Source organism: Solidesulfovibrio fructosivorans JJ] (assembly GCF_000179555.1).
GTDB lineage: Bacteria > Desulfobacterota > Desulfovibrionia > Desulfovibrionales > Desulfovibrionaceae > Solidesulfovibrio > Solidesulfovibrio fructosivorans.
In genome coordinates, this window is record NZ_AECZ01000010.1 from 120,726 (window position 1) to 135,025 (window position 14,300).

Genomic DNA, 14,300 nt, shown 5'->3' on the forward strand with positions numbered 1-14,300 from the left:
GGCCCGCAGCCTTCCAACCGCATCCGCCAAGGAGGCGTTATGTTCAAGGACATCGTGCTGGCCGTCACACCATCGGCCATCTGTGAAAACGCTGCGGAAAAGGCCTTCTCCTTTGCCAAGCTTTTCGACGCCAAGCTCTACCTCGCCCATGTGTGCGGCCTGGAGCAGGGCTGGGGCGAGATCGAATACCTCGAATCATCCGGGGCCACAGCGCGCATCAAGGAGAATATCGAGGCCTACTACAAGGACCGCATCGCCGGCGTGCCGCATTGCGAGATCATCGTGCGGGCGGGCATCCCGCACAACGAGGTCCTGCGCCTGGCCAGGCAGAAGAACGCCGACCTGATCATCATGGGTCCCCACACCAAGGAATACACCGAAAAGCGCTCCCGCATGTGGGGCATGGCCGGCAGCACCCTGGAACGCGTCAGCCAGCGCGCTTCCTGCCCGGTCATGATCGTCACCAACCAGGCTCCGGCCGCCCAGCGGTTCGGCCACCTGATCGCGGCCACGGACTTCTCCGACCAGGCGGAATGCGCCGTGTCCTACGCCGGACAGATGGCCCGGCATTACCGGGCCTCGCTGACGGTCTTCCACGTCCTGGACAAGGGGGACCTCGACACTGCGGCGCTGCAGGCGGCCCAGGCGGACACGGTGGCCAGGCTGCGGGAGATTTACGAACCCCGCCTGGCCGGCATCGCCAACCACGACTTCCAGTGCCTCGTCGGGGACCCGGCCATGGAGATCCTGGGGATGTCCCAGCGGACCGAGACCGATCTCATCATCATGGCCCACCATTCCAAGGAGAAGGATCCGGAACAGGCTTTTTTGGGCTCCACCGTGACCAAGGTAGCGCTTAATGCCGCCTGTCCGACCATGAGCGTAAACAAGCACTTCGATCTGCGCTGCGGCCTGATGTACGACCAGACCGGCCAGGCCGTGTCGGCCGAGGCCACGGCCTGATCGTGTCGGCCGCCTTTCGCGGAAGGGGACCGGGCGGGCGCTCTCTGAAAAGCCCCGCCCGGCCCCGCCGCCAACACGGGAGCTGAGCATGGACACGCAACCCATCACCGCCACGTCGCCCCCGCCCCTCGTTCTCGACGCGAACACCCAGGGACGGCTTAAAGGCCAGCCTTTGCGGCTCTTGCCGGAAAATCTCAACTTGCAGGCCTGCATGACCTGCGGAGCCTGCGTCAACGGCTGTCCGGCCACGGGCACGCCCGGTCTTGGCGACCTCGACGTGCGCAAGATCTTGCGCATGCTGGTCCTGGGCCTGGTCGACGAGGCGGCGGCTACGAATTTCCCGTGGTTGTGCACGGGCTGCGGCCGCTGTTCACTGGTATGTCCCATGGGCCTGGACATCGTGCCGGTCATGGCGGAACTTAAGCATATGCGCCCCCGGGAACAGGTGCCGGGCATCCTGCACAAGGGCGTGGAACGGGTGTTGCGCTCGGGCAACAACATGGAAATTTCCCAGTCCGAGTACCTCGCCACCCTTCTCGACGTGGGAAACGACCTGGCCGAGGAGGAATGCCCGGGATTTTACGTGCCCGTGGACAAAAAGGACGCGGACATCCTGTTTTTTCCCAATTCCAAGGAAGTCTACGGCGACTTCGAAGACATGAAATGGTGGTGGAAGGTGTTTTATGCCGCCAGGACCAACTGGACCGTGCCGTCGCGCAACTGGGAGGCCGTGGATTGGGGGCTTTTCTCCGGAAACTTCGAAGCAACAGCCATCTTGGCCAAACGCAAGATGGAGCTCCTGCGGGAACTCCATGTGGGCCGCATGATCATGCCGGACTGCGGCGGCGGCTCCTATGGCTGCCGGTCGGGCATGAAGATGTGCGCCATGGAGGATCCTACCGAACAGGTGGACTTCATCTACCTCTACGACTATCTTATGGAAGTGATCACCCAAGGCCGCATCAAGCTCGACAAAAGCGTCAACGTCGGCCGGCGCTTCACTTGGCACGACTCGTGTAAGCACGGCCGCGAACTGGAAAAACATTTCGGCAAGGCCTACTACGAGGAACCGCGTTATATCATTGCGCAGTGTGTGGACGATTTCGTGGACATGATCCCCAACCGCGTCAACAACTACTGCTGCGGGGCTGGCGGCGGCAACTGGCCCATGCCCTTCGAGGCCCAGTCGGCCTACCACGGCCGGCTCAAGTACGACCAGATCCGCCGCACCGGGGCGGACGTGGTGGTGGTGGGCTGCTCCAACTGCCGCGACCAGATGATGAAGCGGCTGCCGCGTTTCTACAAGGACTACAAGTATGAGGTGAAATACATCTGGCAGCTTGTGGCCGAGAGTCTTGTCCTTGAGCCGTATTCCGGAGAGGAACTGGTCCGGGCCGAGGCCGAGGCCGAAGCCCAATGGGAACGGTTGGGCGTCACCCCCGAAGACGTGCTGTAACCGGGTCTTCGCCACCAAGACGCGGGCGCTGAGAACCATCCCGCTCTCGCCGGCATTGAAGTTGCCGAGCCTCAGCCCCGAGCGACAGGACGCACCGCCTCCACCCCAGCGTGGCGAGACCTCGAAAATCCCGCGGTTTCGTCCCATAGGGCAGAAGGCTGTCCTCGACGCCTCTGCCGCAGACAAGAAGGGACAGGCGGGATAATCGCCCTTGCCGTCGCCTCCTGAGTCGCCGTACGAGCTTCCCCCGTCAACACCCGTGTGCGGCTTCCTGGGCGCGTACGACGCTTAAGCGCAGGCCCAACGCCCGCAGAATCGCCGTGCGCGTCTTGACGGAGGGGTTGCCCTTCGGGCCGAGGGCCCGGTACAAATTTTCCCGACGCAGCCCCGCCTTGTCGGCTATTTCCTGGATGCCGTACGCCTGGGCGATTCGAAGCAGCCCCAGGCGCATGGCGGCGTCGTCCTCATCCTCAAGCGTCGCCTTCAGGTATTCGAGCCAACTCGGAGTCTTCTCGCAACTCCCGGACCACGGCGCCATGATGGCTCACGCTGGCTTGCTCGATATTTTTCATTTCGACCGCTCCTTGAGGTCCTGCAAATACTCCACGGCTCTTTCGATATCGGATTGTTGCGAACTCTTGTCGCCCGCACAAAGGAGAAGGACCCACTCCGGGCCCATAATGCTGTAATACACCCGACATCCAGGACCGAAATCGATCTTCAGTTCAAAAACCCCGTCACGGCACGGCTTGCATGCGCCGTAATTGCCGCCCCCCCCTGAAATTCCATGCTTTTTCGTCGGCCCGGCCAAAGATGTTATCCAGCCCGGTTATCCACATGATAAAAGGGGTCAGGCCGAAAACGACCTAACCCCTTGAATTAATTCTGGTGCGCCCAGCAGGATTCGAACCTGCGGCCGTCTGCGGAGAAGGCCGACCTTGAAATCGCAACAACCCAGAATAACTTGTTTTTATTTAAAAAAAGATAACATGCACCGGCTAAAATGACCCAAAATAGCCCATAGATGGTTATCCAAAGGTTATCCACCGGGAAGGTTCTCCAGTCCCGGAGAATCGAAGTGTCTCCCGAGGCATGGCCCCGGCAAAGAAGTCTGTCACCGCATCGGGGTCGTTTGAGCAGCCGGTCACCAGGATCGAGGAAATGCGCGAAGCCCTGGCCGTCTATACTGAACGGCTCCGCAAAGCCCGTAGCCACCTTAAATTTTAAGTTATCAGCATTCCACGCGCACAGAATCCCCCTGGCAGGAGCCGTCTCCCTGAAGGCGAGTTAAGGCAAGGACTGTGACATCATCCGCTAACGGCTTATAATGCGTGAACTTCCGCATGGATTGGCACATGGTACGAATAATGGTGGCGGGGGAACTTGAGCCAACATCCTTGAGAACGCCTTCGATACCCTTCCAACCGAACCGCCGGGTACCCGCCGCGGTTCTGGTTTCCGCCTCACGCAGTCCATCAGTGAAGAGAAAGAGCAAATCTCCGGGATGGATCGACGTTGTCCGCATTTCGAAAACATAGTCGGGGTCGATACCCAGTGGTATTCCCTTCCCCCCGAGCCGTTCCAGCGTTCCCGACGCGTCCCGACGCAATATCGGTGAATCATGCCCGGCGCGCACCCAGGACAACGTCCATTCGCATGTGTCCAGAATACAATAAAACAAAGAAATAAACCGGGCATGTTCGGAAAAATCATTATGTATGGCCGAGTTTACATCGCTGACAATATCCAGAAGCGTTCCAGGGCTGTTTGCCCGCATCCGCAACAAGCCCCGCGCCGTGGCCATGAGGAGCCCTGCTTCCAATCCATGACCTGTTACATCGCCGACAAGAATGTGCAGTCGGCTTTTGTCCCCTCTGGCCGTGAAATAATCGTAATAATCCCCGCTGACGCCGTGGGAGGGGACGAAGCGGACCGCCAAATCGAGCCCCGGGATGGCGGGATGGCTCTTGGGGAGAAGGGCCTCTTGTACCGCAAAGGCCATTTCCATGGCGGAAAGATGTTCGGTGAGATCCGTCAACAGGACGAAGTGACCGATGATTGCGCCGTCGCCATCCCGCAAGGTGGAACCATGAACCATGACCGGAACCACTGTCTCGTCCGGCCTAACGATGCCGGCCCGAAAGTGCCGCTGATCCTTCCGGATGAGTTTGCGCCGGTGCCTGGTCAGGTAACGCCGTGTCAGTTCATCGAAAAACTGCCAGGGATGGCGTCCCAACAAGACACTTGCTTCACGTTGCGACAAGGCGACGAAGGCCGGATTAACTTCCACAATCTTGAGACTGGCATCCATCCTGAAGAATGCTTCGCCGGCATTATGTATGATGGCCCGATACTCCGCCAACTCTTTCTCGCAACGGCATTTTTCCGATTCCAGGGAAGAAATCCGTTGGGAAAGGTCACACGAAAAAGCCCTGCGCCGTCTTGTTTTTGCTTGCAATGTATTCTTTGATTTCAAACGCATGGTTATTTGGAGCGGTGGCGGCCCGCTCTCCTCCCCAGCACTCTCGCACGATCAAATAAAAAGCGTGACGGAACTTTGGCCGGCCTCCTGGAGAAACTTGGCCACACCGGCCACGGTGATGTTGGGATAATCCCGGATTTCATCCCGGGAAATCCCCATGACATCCATGGACATCTCGCAAAGCACGATCTCCACGCCGAAATCAGCAGCTTGCTGCATCAACTGCTCGAGTGTCAACACACCTTTTTTTTTCATGACCGCCTGCATCATGGCTCTTCCCATGCCAAACATGTCCATGTGCGACAAGGGCAGTTGCTTGGGGCCGCGCGGCAACATGCGATCGAACATCTTGGCCGTCAATTCCGCCTTGGGCACGCGCTTGTTGGGATCGCGCATGGCCGTCGAGCCCCAGAACGTCACAAAGACCACCACCCGCTCGTACATGGCGGCGGCTCCGGTGGCGATAATAAAGGCCGCCAATACCCGGTCCAAATCCCCACTGAATACAACCATGGAGAGTTGGTCCTTGGGCATTTGCTCCTGGAGCGCTTCGATGCGCTCCTCCAGTTGTGTGATACGCTGCTCGAGTTTCTCCACCACGCTGTCTTCCATGTGAATCTCCCTTGGCAGTAGTTTTCGGAATGTGAAGAAACGGGGAGAGCCCACGCCCTCCCCGTTCTGGATGCATCAGTGCAGGCGACTAGAACACGAACACGGCATCGGCTTCGATAGCCGCGATGTTGACGGCTCCGCCGGCCGTGGTCTCGGCCCCCTCGATGAGGTCGCTTTCATCGATCTTGCGCTCCGCGATGCAGGGCTTGCACACCTTGATTTCGCCCCCGAGGCTGGTGAAGTCCTCCATCAGTTTCTTGATCGGCGGAAATCCACCCCCGGACACCATGTGGTCCACAAAGCCCTTCTTGGCCAGGTAGACGCCGTTGGACTGCAGCACCACCGTGGCCTTGATTTCCATGGCCAGGGCCGCGTTGCCGAGCACGAAGGGCAGGTGCGCCTTTTCGGGGTCGTCGTTGGCATGGGTGGCGATGTAGAGGATCTTTTCCTGCTTTTCGGACATGGTCGTTTCTTCCTTGCGGTTCGTACGGTTTACGAGGCCCCGAGGCTTCCTGCCAGGACCGTGGACAAATCCACGACATTGGCGCCGGCTTTCTCAAGGTTGTTGAGGCAGATGGGACACATGGCCACGAGCTGCGCCTCGGTCGCCGCAAGCGACTCCAGGCGGCGGGAGCCGATTTGGGAGGCGAGCTTGGGGGAAATGGATTCCGCCGGACCGCCGCAGCAACTGGTGAACGCGCCGCATTCGCGCACGTCCACGCACTGATAACCAAGCCCGGTCAGCGTCTGGCGCGGGGCATCCGACAACTCCAGGTAGCGTCCGTAAAAGCAGGGGTCGTGCAGCGTGAGCTTTTTTCCGCCGTTTTGGCCGGCAAGGGCAAGGTCCTCGAAGTAGGTGCGCACCTCAAAGCTCGCGCCGACGTATTTGGGGTAGAGCACCTTCAGGGCGTAGGTGGTGTGGGGATCGATGGTGATGATCCTGCGCACGCCGGCCTGTTGCAGTTTCGCGGCCACGCGCTTGGCATGGCGCACGAAGTTGTCCTGGTCGCCGAGGTCATAGAGCAGGATGCCGCTGTATTCGTCGAGGTCCGGGCGATAGCCGAAACGCTTTCCGGCGGCGCGCAGCACCGCGACGATGTTTTTTACGTGTTGCGCGGCCTTGCGCTTGGCCTGTGCCGGGGTCATAAAAGCCAGTCCGATGCCGGAAATCCATGGCGGCACGATCCGGGCATAGGGCAGGTAGGCCATCCATTTGGTGTCCTCGAAGCGCTCCAACTGTTTGGTGGCGGTCTCGATAAAGGGCACGAACTGGTACATCAGGCCGGTGACGAGCAGCGCCTCGCCGTCTTTCTCCAGCCCTTGTTCGTCCTTCCACCAGGTGTTGACCATGGATTTGGGGATGCCGAAGGGGCTCATGGTCTTCCTGACGTTGTCGGCCAGGATCTCGATGATGGCTTTGGGGTCGTACATCAGGACATCCTCCACTTGGCCACGACATGCCGTTTGAGCGTGAGGATCACTTCCCCGGGGTTGGCTCCGCGCGGGCAGGTCTGGGTGCACAGGCCGCAGTGCAGGCAGCGCCAGAGTTCCTGGGCGTTTTGCAGAAGCAGGTCTTCCGCCCCGATCTGGACATAGCGGATCATTTTCCGGGGGAAATGCTCCGAAACCAGGGGGCATATGGCGGCGCAGGTACCGCAGTTGAAGCACTCCGCACCCGCGTCCTTGCCGGATTGTTCGAGCTTTTTAACGAAGTCGGGATTGACCGTGACCATGATGCTTCTCCTTGGCTACGCTTCGTCGTCCCGGGGCTGGCCGCCAACCAGGGCGTACCGGTAGAAGGAGCCATCTTTTTCCGCTTCAACGATCTGGCCGAACTTTTTCATGGTGGCAATCAGCCACAGGGTCCTGTCCACAGCCAGTCCGGTCGCCTCGGCTATTTCCGGGACCGTGGCGCTGGAGGCGGCCAGGCGCTCTGATACGGCCCCAAGCGCCTTGCGGGTTTCCCGGGCGATGGCGGCGGCGGGGTCCACCCAGGCTTTGCGTTCATTGCGCAGCGCCTTCATGGCTTCCTTGTCCAGCGCGCCTTGTTTGCGATCCTGTGCCATGGGGTCCTTCCTTTTAGGCGGGAACAGCGGTTTGGCCGGGCGCGCCGGCGGCGACGCCCTCCGCACAGTCACAGCCGATGTCGGAAACGATCATGTCCACCATCGCCTCGTACTGTTTGAGGGTCCAACCGTTGATGTTGATGGCGTTTTCCGGACAGACGGCCACGCAGGCGCCGCAGCCGAGGCACAGGGCGGGCGTCACCTGGGCCCGGTTGACGGTTTCGCCGCCGACGTCCATGGGGACCAGCCGCAGCGCCCCTTCGTTGAGGCAGGCCGACACGCACGCGCCCGTGCCCTTGCACCTGGCAAGGTCCACCTCGGCCACGAACGGATCGAGTTCCACATAACCCTTGCCGAGAAGCGACGCGGCCTTGACCGCGGCCGACGATGCGGCGCTCGCCGCCTCGCCGGCATCCATGGGGGCCTGGCAGGCGCCGGCCAGGAACACGCCGGAAAGCGGCAACTCCACAGGACGCAGCTTGGGATGGACCTCGAGCAGGAAGCGGTCCGCGCCCACGGGCAGCTTGAGCATGTTCACCAGATCGGTGATGGGGGCGGGCTCCAGGCCCGTGGCCAAGACGACCAGATCCACCGGGACCTGGAGCTCCTCGCCAAAGGTCAGCTCGTCCTTGACGGTGAGCGCCAGAGGGAATCCGCTGTCCGTGGCCCGGTCGACCGTGGGCGCTTCCTCGGGGCTAAAGCGCATGAACACGACCTTGTTGGCGGATGCCTTGGCGTACATCTCCTCCTGGCCCCGGCCGTAGGTGCGGATATCCCGGTACAGGTCGTACACGGCTGTTTCGGGGTAGGCCTCGCGGATGGTGTTGGCCGCGTTGATGGCGGCCGAACAGCAGACCCTTGAGCAGTGCTCGTTGAGGTGGCCGCTTTCGTCTTCCTCGTGAATGCCCGGAATCTGGCGGCTGCCCACGCAGTGGATAAGGGCCAGACGGCGGATGGGGCGGCCGCCCAGGTGCAGCACGCCGCCGCCCGTGTGCTCCTTGGTGGCGAGTTCCCGGATAAGATCGGGCAAAGTGATGACCTCGTTGTGCTCGCCAAAACCGTACTCGCCGGTTCGCGGCATGTAGGAGGAAAAGCCCGTGGCCAGGACGATGACACCGGTTTCGAGGGTCACCGGCTCGCCTTGGGGCAGGGTTGGACCGGCCACCCCCTTGCCCTGGACGAACGTGCCCGGGATTTGGGCCGCGTCAGCCGCTTCCCCGTTCGGTTGCGGGGACAGGCTGACGGCGAATTTCCCGACATAGCCGCCAAAAGCGGTCAGGGACGCGCCGCAGTGCACGGTGACGGCGGGATGCCCCAGCGTCCTGGCGGCCAGGTCCGCGACGATGCCGGCGGCGTCCTCGCCGTTTGGGGCGAGGCGTCCGAGCCGGGCCACGCCGCCGCCGAGGTACGGGGTTTTCTCGATCAGGACCGTTTCGATGCCCCGGTCGGCCATGTCCAGCGCGGCGCGCATGCCGGCCAGTCCGCCGCCGATGACCAGGGCATGGCGGCGGGCTTCCACGCGGATGGGTTCAAGAGGTTTTAAAAGGGCCGCCTTGCCCGTGGCGGCGCGGATCAGGCGGGTGGCCTTGTCCGTGGCGGCGTCGCCGTGGTGCACCCAGCTGACCTGTTCGCGGATGTTGGCGTGCTCGTACTGGTATGGGTTGCCGCCGGCCCGCTCGATGGCGGCGCGAAACGTGGTCTCGTGCAGGCTCGGGGCGCAGGACGCCACCACCACACGGTTGACGATTCCGTTTCGCAGGTCCTCCATGATGCTTTCCTGGCCCGGGTCGGAACACATGAACATGTTCGTCCTGGCCACGGCCACGCCGGGCGTGTCCTCCATGCGGCGCCGGACCTCCTCCACGTCCACGTGGTCGGAGATGTTGCCGCCGCAGTAGCAGATGTAGACGCCGACTTTCGGCTTATCCGACGCCTGCGGGATGGGGGTGTCGTTTTTCGCGTCAGGCATGGACAGCCTCCGTTTTCGCCTCGGCCTTGGCGCTTGCCCCAAGGGAGGTCAGATATTTCGCCGCTTCCATGGCCGCGCCGCCGGCCTCGGTGATGGTGTCCACGATGTCCTTGGGCCCGGCCGCGGTCCCGGCCACGAACACGCCTTCCAGGTCGGTGACGGACGGGCGGGTCTTGGGCGCGACGGTCTTTAAAAAGCCGTCCCCGCCAAGGCCCACGTCGCAGATGCCCTGGGGCTGCCAGCCGGGGAGCATGCCCGAGGAAAGCACCACGAGATCGTGTTCGCGGCTGGTCACGCCGTCCCCGAGCTGGTCTTCGTAGCGCACCGCCACCGCGCCGTTTTCGCCGGCGTCGAGCGTAGCGACTTTGGCCTTGACGAACTCGATGCCCATGGCTTTGGCGTTTTGGTAGAACTGCTCGTAGTTTTTGCCGAAGGCCCGGATGTCCATGTAATAGATGGTGATGTCCGCCAGGGGCAGGGAACCCGAAAGCAGCATGGCTTGCTTTATGGCGTACATGCAGCACACCCGCGAGCAGTAGCCGACGCCCATGCTGGCGTCGCGCGAACCGGCGCACTGCACGTAGGCGATGGAATCCGGAATCATGCCGTCGGAGGGGCGCAGCACTCGGCCGTAGGGCCCGTGCGGGGCGAGCAGGCGCTCCATCTGCATGGCGTCGATGACGTTTGGGATCGCGCCCATGCCGTATTGCCGCTTGTCGGCGATGGGCGTGAGCTCGAAGCCCGTGGCCAGCACCGCGGCCTTGGCCGAAATCAGGCACGCCTCGGGCTGCTGGTCGTAGACGATCGCGCCCGTGGGGCAGACACTGGCGCATTTGCCGCACAGCATGCACTGGGTGACGTCCAAAACGGCCTTTTGCGGAATGGCGTTGGAAAAGGGTATGCGGATGGCCTTGCGGCCGGAAAAGCCCCCTTGCTCGACATCGGGCACGACCACGGGACAGGCGTATTCGCATTTTCTGCAACCGATGCACTTGTCCATATCCACGTAGCGGGGCCGGTTGGTGAGCGAGGCCACGATGCGCTCACCCTGGCGTTCGATCCGGTTGACGTCGCAGTAGGTGAAAAGCGTGATGTTCTCGTGGTGGGCCGCGGCCGCCATCTTGGGCGTGGTGATGCAGCTGGCGCAGTCCAGGGTGGGGAACACCTTGGACAGCCGGATCATCTTGCCGCCGATGGAGGCGTCTTTTTCCACCACGGCTGTTTTGTATCCCTGGTCGGCAAGGTCCAGGGCGGATTGCAGCCCGGCAATGCCGCCGCCGATGACAACGGCGTCGAACTCGTATTCGCGTTGCGCGTCCATGTATCGTGCTCCCGGACAGGCGGGGCCGCGCGGCCTCGCCTGTTGCTCGAAGTCCTCCGGCGATCCGCGTCAGGCCGCGGCCGGCGGCCCCAGTTCCTGGACGATCTGGTTCATCTGGTTTACTTCATTAAGGAATGCCCTGTTGCACACCGTGCAGATCGCGGTGAGCCGCAGCCGGCGGATGTCCAGTCCCTGCTCCTTCATGCGGGCGTAGACGTCGTCCAGACGCCTGGCCATGGCCTGGTAGGCCCCTTCGTAGGGACACTCCTCGCCGCAGGACATGACGATGATGCCGCTTATTCCCTTCTTGAAGCAGTCTAGGTAGAACCGCTCCGGGAAAAGCACCGGGGCCTTCACCTTGAGGATGTAGGTGTTGGGCGGGTAGGAGGCGTGCGCCTGGCCCACGGAATCCGCTCCGGGATAGGCGCAGCTCTCGGTCGCCAGAATCAGGATCTTCCCCTGCCCATACGCGGTTGCCTGGCTCGCCATAACCGCCTCGCCTACTTCTTGCGGCGCACGAAATGCTTGTCGTAGCCATCCGCGGACAGCATGCCCATGTACTCGTGCCCGACCTTCTTGGCCCAGGCCGGGATATCGGTCCGGGTGCCGGAGTCGTTGGAATAGATTTCCAGGACCTCGCCCACCTTGACCTTGCCGATGCCCTTTTTGGCTTCGAGCAGGGGACCGGGGCAGGCGCTGCCCCTGGCGTCGGCGGTGCTGCTGACCTGGACGGTAGAAAGATCGATGTCGGACATGGTAAACTCCTTTAAAGGTTGTTGTTTGCGCAAAATAAAGGCTATGCCGGACTGATCGCCTTGTGTCTTGCAATGGATCTGTTCATAGGAGAAGTCATTGCGGATGTGTCGTAGCTCTTCAATCAGCGTTTCGTCGTCGCATAGGATCTCGATGCAGTCTCCATATGGCAATTTCTGCATGATAGCCTCGATTTGCAGAATGGCCAGGCAGGTTATCGAAGACCTCATGTCAACACGATCCATTGGAAAGCTCCGTACTATCCCGAACCGTCAGCGATCTTGGGAAGGCCATAGCGACGAGTGTGCCAAACCGGAGCTCTTGGGCGTGCTGTCAGCCAGAAAATATAATACCATGAAATAATAGGGTAAAATTTGAATGGAGTTTCCAAAACGTGCCAAGAGGTGTCTGAAAACTTGCGCGGACCTGTTCATGTGTTATTTTTCTGAACACGTGTTTTGTTCAGAAGCTTAACAGGGAGAGTGTCATGAACCTGTTCTCGATAAACGACTATTGGAAAACGGTCGTAAACACGATCCAGGACGGTGTGATGGTCGTCGATCCCGAGGGCAGGATCATCGCCATCAATAGCGCGTTCGAGGAGATCACCGGCTATGGTCGCGAGGAACTGGTTGGGGCTTCGTGCACGGTGCTCAACTGCAACGCCTGTCATAAGGTCCGTGACGGCACGAGATGCTATTGGTGCGTCATGTTTCAGATGGGACATCTGCGCAAGCAACGCTGCGCCCTGACGCGCAAGGACGGCTCCGTCGTGCATATCGTGAAAAACGCGTCGGTGTTAAAAGATAGCGACGGAGCGGTCATCGGCGCGGTGGAAACCATGACCGACGTGACGGACTTGCTGGAAAAGGAATCGCAATTGGAGTCGTACCGGCAGGAATTGAGCGCGGCGGATACATTTTATGGGCTCATCGGCCAATCCCCTGTCATGCGAAAAGTATACGACATGATCGCCAATGCGGCGCAATCGGATGCGTCGGTCATCATCTACGGGGAAAGCGGCACCGGAAAGGAGTTGGTCGCATCCGCCATACACGCCGGCAGCAGCCGGGCGAAAAAGCCTTTTGTCAAAGTCAACTGCGCGGCCTTAAACGAATATCTGCTGGAGAGTGAACTCTTCGGCCATGTGAAGGGCGCGTATACCGGAGCGCATTGCAATCGGGCCGGCCGGTTCGAGATCGCCAAGGACGGGGATATCTTTCTCGATGAGATCGGCGACATGCCGCTTGGCACCCAGGTCAAACTCCTGCGCGTTTTGGAGGACAGGGTCATCGAACGGGTCGGGGACAACAAGCCTATCCCGGTCCAGGCCAGAATCATTTCCGCGACAAACAGGGACCTGCCGGCGCGTATTGAAGAAGGAGCCTTTCGCCAGGACTTTTACTATAGGATCAATGTCATCCCCATCCGCCTGCCCGCGCTTCGGGAGCGCAAGGAAGACATTCCGCTTTTGGCGGACGCGTTTTTCCGCAGGATCAAACTGCGCGGCGAGAAAAAGATCCAAGGCATCACCAGGGACACCATGGATCTTTTGACCGGTTATCATTGGCCGGGGAATGTCCGGGAACTCAAAAGCGCTTTTGAGTACGCCGTTATTGCCTGTCGGGGGGATATGCTTGAACCGGGCGACCTGCCGCAGGAAATCCTCACCAAGGCGGGCGAGGCCAATCCGCGCCCAATTCCAACGCAGCAGAAAGATATGGACCAGATTAAAAAGGAACGGTTGATACAGGCGCTTCATGCGGCAAAGGGCAATCAATCCGAGGCGGCGCGAGTGCTTGGAATTTCGCGGACAACAATTTGGACTCAGATCAAGCGGTACAAGATTGATATGACCAAACCCATGGCTTGAAGGATGGATGCGTAATGTGTCGCAACGGATGCTGAACACCGCCCCTTTGGGTCGAATCGTTTCCACTAAAAAAACGTTTTGGGAGCCGATGCGGCAGTCAAGACTTCCCCTTCCACTTATCGGCCCCCAGAAGGTACGCCACCTCTTCGCGCGTCAGGATGCGACGCTGGCCGCCTGACTGTTCGCTTTTTTTGGCTAATTGCCCGATAATAGTGCGCGCCTGCAGTATAAAAAGCTCCAGATCAACTGGAATACGGCACAGTCCATGAATTTTTCCGTTCGCAACAGCCTCGACAACAGGTTGCGGACAGGGAGGTCGAAACAGCACGACAATGTGCATGCCGTCTTTTCCCAATTCGAGAATATTGGAAACAGAGGCTTCGGCATCTGTACCGACTTCGATAAAACCAAGCTCAGGCCGGAATGGTCGAAATTGGGGGAAACTGGCCTCTTTGACAGTGTGAACAGCTACCACGTTGTGATCACTGGACAAAACTGCAGTCATCGCCGCCAGATCAACGACGTCCGAACATACTATAAGGATATTTGCACGATACATAGATTATTTCATAAACATACTCGACAACACGTTGGCAAACGGACAACGATCCCCACCCTGCCCAAGCGAGCACACTTGAGCTCAATGCTACACATCACGGAACCATCTTTCCGGGTCGGAGAGGAAACCTCAGCCCAGCTTTAGTATCGCCTATTTTTCAATAAACATCTTTGATACAGCAGTCTAGCACTTCCTGGTCGGGAGGATGGCTGGCGGCAGCGCCTTGGGTGGAGGCCGCGGACAATC

16 protein-coding genes are annotated in these 14,300 nt (G+C 60.3%); 3 read left to right on the forward strand and 13 right to left on the reverse strand.

The window, feature by feature from the left end; genetic code table 11:
* Positions 1–39: 39 nt before the first annotated feature.
* A complete protein-coding gene (locus DESFRDRAFT_RS09200) occupies positions 40–963 on the forward strand; it encodes a universal stress protein (RefSeq protein ID WP_005993269.1) in 924 nt (307 codons plus the stop codon).
* A gap of 88 nt (positions 964–1,051) precedes the next feature.
* Positions 1,052–2,419: a (Fe-S)-binding protein gene (locus DESFRDRAFT_RS09205; RefSeq protein ID WP_005993271.1), complete on the forward strand. Its 1,368-nt coding sequence runs from the start codon at positions 1,052–1,054 to the stop codon at positions 2,417–2,419.
* 250 nt (positions 2,420–2,669) lie between these two features.
* Here the strand turns inward: DESFRDRAFT_RS09205 and DESFRDRAFT_RS09210 are convergent, their stop codons facing one another.
* The 12 genes from DESFRDRAFT_RS09210 to DESFRDRAFT_RS09265 all read right to left on the reverse strand — a co-directional run bounded on the left by DESFRDRAFT_RS09210 (position 2,670) and on the right by DESFRDRAFT_RS09265 (position 11,624).
* Entirely contained in the window at positions 2,670–2,957 is a 288-nt protein-coding gene (locus tag DESFRDRAFT_RS09210) for an addiction module antidote protein (protein WP_005993273.1), read from the reverse strand.
* 30 nt (positions 2,958–2,987) lie between these two features.
* Positions 2,988–3,230, reverse strand: coding sequence for a type II toxin-antitoxin system RelE/ParE family toxin (locus tag DESFRDRAFT_RS23255; RefSeq protein ID WP_233489591.1), 243 nt, complete (start codon positions 3,228–3,230; stop codon positions 2,988–2,990).
* A gap of 420 nt (positions 3,231–3,650) precedes the next feature.
* Positions 3,651–4,901 carry a PP2C family protein-serine/threonine phosphatase gene (locus DESFRDRAFT_RS20745; protein WP_005993275.1) on the reverse strand — a complete coding sequence of 417 codons (1,251 nt, stop codon included), beginning with the start codon at positions 4,899–4,901 and terminating at the stop codon, positions 3,651–3,653.
* Positions 4,902–4,952: 51 nt separating this feature from the next.
* Positions 4,953–5,513, reverse strand: a complete 561-nt coding sequence (locus DESFRDRAFT_RS09225) for a DsrE/DsrF/DrsH-like family protein (protein WP_005993277.1) — start codon at positions 5,511–5,513, stop codon at positions 4,953–4,955.
* Positions 5,514–5,601: 88 nt separating this feature from the next.
* A complete protein-coding gene (locus DESFRDRAFT_RS09230; protein ID WP_005993279.1) occupies positions 5,602–5,976 on the reverse strand; it encodes a DsrE family protein in 375 nt (124 codons plus the stop codon).
* Positions 5,977–6,005: 29 nt separating this feature from the next.
* Complete coding sequence (locus tag DESFRDRAFT_RS09235) at positions 6,006–6,944, reverse strand: (Fe-S)-binding protein (RefSeq protein ID WP_005993281.1); 939 nt, start codon at positions 6,942–6,944, stop codon at positions 6,006–6,008.
* Positions 6,944–7,246 (reverse strand): 4Fe-4S dicluster domain-containing protein, encoded by a 303-nt coding sequence (locus DESFRDRAFT_RS09240; RefSeq protein WP_005993283.1) that lies wholly within the window; start codon positions 7,244–7,246, stop codon positions 6,944–6,946. The genes DESFRDRAFT_RS09235 and DESFRDRAFT_RS09240 overlap by 1 nt, the downstream gene beginning before the upstream one ends.
* A gap of 15 nt (positions 7,247–7,261) precedes the next feature.
* The gene (locus DESFRDRAFT_RS09245; protein WP_005993285.1) at positions 7,262–7,579 is read right to left on the reverse strand and encodes a hypothetical protein; all 318 of its coding nucleotides are present in this window, start codon (positions 7,577–7,579) and stop codon (positions 7,262–7,264) included.
* A gap of 13 nt (positions 7,580–7,592) precedes the next feature.
* Positions 7,593–9,548 (reverse strand): CoB--CoM heterodisulfide reductase iron-sulfur subunit A family protein, encoded by a 1,956-nt coding sequence (locus DESFRDRAFT_RS09250; RefSeq protein WP_005993287.1) that lies wholly within the window; start codon positions 9,546–9,548, stop codon positions 7,593–7,595.
* Positions 9,541–10,869 carry an FAD-dependent oxidoreductase gene (locus DESFRDRAFT_RS09255; protein ID WP_005993289.1) on the reverse strand — a complete coding sequence of 443 codons (1,329 nt, stop codon included), beginning with the start codon at positions 10,867–10,869 and terminating at the stop codon, positions 9,541–9,543. The genes DESFRDRAFT_RS09250 and DESFRDRAFT_RS09255 overlap by 8 nt, the downstream gene beginning before the upstream one ends.
* Positions 10,870–10,938: 69 nt before the next feature.
* Complete coding sequence (locus DESFRDRAFT_RS09260) at positions 10,939–11,358, reverse strand: hydrogenase iron-sulfur subunit (protein ID WP_005993291.1); 420 nt, start codon at positions 11,356–11,358, stop codon at positions 10,939–10,941.
* 11 nt (positions 11,359–11,369) lie between these two features.
* On the reverse strand, positions 11,370–11,624 hold the full coding sequence (locus DESFRDRAFT_RS09265) for a sulfurtransferase TusA family protein (protein ID WP_043794321.1): 255 nt from the start codon (positions 11,622–11,624) through the stop codon (positions 11,370–11,372).
* Positions 11,625–12,109: 485 nt separating this feature from the next.
* Here DESFRDRAFT_RS09265 and DESFRDRAFT_RS09270 point away from each other — a divergent pair, with 485 nt between their 5' ends.
* On the forward strand, positions 12,110–13,495 hold the full coding sequence (locus DESFRDRAFT_RS09270; protein WP_005993294.1) for a sigma-54 interaction domain-containing protein: 1,386 nt from the start codon (positions 12,110–12,112) through the stop codon (positions 13,493–13,495).
* Positions 13,496–13,592: 97 nt separating this feature from the next.
* Here the strand turns inward: DESFRDRAFT_RS09270 and DESFRDRAFT_RS22115 are convergent, their stop codons facing one another.
* A complete protein-coding gene (locus tag DESFRDRAFT_RS22115) occupies positions 13,593–14,054 on the reverse strand; it encodes a hypothetical protein (RefSeq protein WP_144004990.1) in 462 nt (153 codons plus the stop codon).
* Between the last annotated feature and the right edge of the window lie 246 nt (positions 14,055–14,300).

Coding starts and splice junctions, on each gene's coding strand:
- DESFRDRAFT_RS22115 (WP_144004990.1), bottom strand. CDS start 14,054: ATGTATCGTGCAAATATCCTTATAGTATGTTCGGACGTCGTTGATCTG.
- DESFRDRAFT_RS09255 (WP_005993289.1), bottom strand. CDS start 10,869: ATGGACGCGCAACGCGAATACGAGTTCGACGCCGTTGTCATCGGCGGC.
- DESFRDRAFT_RS09225 (WP_005993277.1), bottom strand. CDS start 5,513: ATGGAAGACAGCGTGGTGGAGAAACTCGAGCAGCGTATCACACAACTG.
- DESFRDRAFT_RS09200 (WP_005993269.1), top strand. CDS start 40: ATGTTCAAGGACATCGTGCTGGCCGTCACACCATCGGCCATCTGTGAA.
- DESFRDRAFT_RS20745 (WP_005993275.1), bottom strand. CDS start 4,901: ATGCGTTTGAAATCAAAGAATACATTGCAAGCAAAAACAAGACGGCGC.
- DESFRDRAFT_RS09250 (WP_005993287.1), bottom strand. CDS start 9,548: ATGCCTGACGCGAAAAACGACACCCCCATCCCGCAGGCGTCGGATAAG.
- DESFRDRAFT_RS09240 (WP_005993283.1), bottom strand. CDS start 7,246: ATGGTCACGGTCAATCCCGACTTCGTTAAAAAGCTCGAACAATCCGGC.
- DESFRDRAFT_RS09210 (WP_005993273.1), bottom strand. CDS start 2,957: ATGGCGCCGTGGTCCGGGAGTTGCGAGAAGACTCCGAGTTGGCTCGAA.
- DESFRDRAFT_RS09230 (WP_005993279.1), bottom strand. CDS start 5,976: ATGTCCGAAAAGCAGGAAAAGATCCTCTACATCGCCACCCATGCCAAC.
- DESFRDRAFT_RS09265 (WP_043794321.1), bottom strand. CDS start 11,624: ATGTCCGACATCGATCTTTCTACCGTCCAGGTCAGCAGCACCGCCGAC.
- DESFRDRAFT_RS09260 (WP_005993291.1), bottom strand. CDS start 11,358: ATGGCGAGCCAGGCAACCGCGTATGGGCAGGGGAAGATCCTGATTCTG.
- DESFRDRAFT_RS09245 (WP_005993285.1), bottom strand. CDS start 7,579: ATGGCACAGGATCGCAAACAAGGCGCGCTGGACAAGGAAGCCATGAAG.
- DESFRDRAFT_RS09235 (WP_005993281.1), bottom strand. CDS start 6,944: ATGTACGACCCCAAAGCCATCATCGAGATCCTGGCCGACAACGTCAGG.
- DESFRDRAFT_RS09205 (WP_005993271.1), top strand. CDS start 1,052: ATGGACACGCAACCCATCACCGCCACGTCGCCCCCGCCCCTCGTTCTC.
- DESFRDRAFT_RS09270 (WP_005993294.1), top strand. CDS start 12,110: ATGAACCTGTTCTCGATAAACGACTATTGGAAAACGGTCGTAAACACG.